This is a genomic window from Tatumella sp. JGM130, from assembly GCF_018257525.1.
In the GTDB taxonomy this organism is placed as follows: domain Bacteria; phylum Pseudomonadota; class Gammaproteobacteria; order Enterobacterales; family Enterobacteriaceae; genus Tatumella; species Tatumella punctata.
On sequence record NZ_JAERJS010000091.1, the window covers coordinates 1 to 695 of the forward strand.

At 47.6% G+C, this 695-nt stretch carries 1 pseudogene; it reads right to left on the minus strand.

Annotated features, from left to right (window positions below):
• A pseudogene (locus tag JK211_RS16795) lies at positions 1 to 640 on the minus strand (IS1 family transposase); the annotation flags it as partial.
• Between the last annotated feature and the right edge of the window lie 55 nt (positions 641 to 695).

A 695-nucleotide genomic window follows, 5' to 3' on the forward strand; every position in this document is an offset into this window, starting at 1 on the left:
CAGTTCAACTGACTTTGAAAACGACAGGGACTTTCTTCCCAGCCTTGCCAGATGCTGCCTGAGATTCAGGTTATGCCACTCAATTCTTTGTGTGTAACGCTTGCTGATAACGTAAAATTTTCCCTTCAGACGTGACTCATACAACGGCCAGCCATCCGTCATCCAGACTACTACCTCAAAAGGCGACAGTAGTGTCAGAAGCTGCTCCAGGGTTACCATCGTACGCTCACCAAAAACGTGCGCGACAACGCGTCTGCGTAGCCTGTCGTAGGCGTAAAACAACCAACGCTGGCGTGATTTAGCCCCACTATTCGTCTACTTCTGCGCAGACAATCACATCACTGCCCGGTTGTATCCGCGAGGTTACTGAGCGGGGCCTGAGTTTTTTTAAATGCCATAAAATGGTGTTTAGGCCAACGCCCATAATACGCACACTGGCCCGACGTACAACGCCATTCATGGCCATATTAATGATTCTTTAGTGTGAACCGGGCTGAGAGGCGGTATAAGTTAACTGGAGTTACCATGTTTTACGACAGTGAGAGCAGATATAGCGCTGATGACCGGCAGTACTTTTTACGTTACGGACAAAGCCTTCAGTCCCAGTACAAGCAGGACAACGCACAGAAATGGAAGCCACAAAAGTACCTCAAAAACACCATCATACACTAAATCAATAAGTTGGTATCATTACC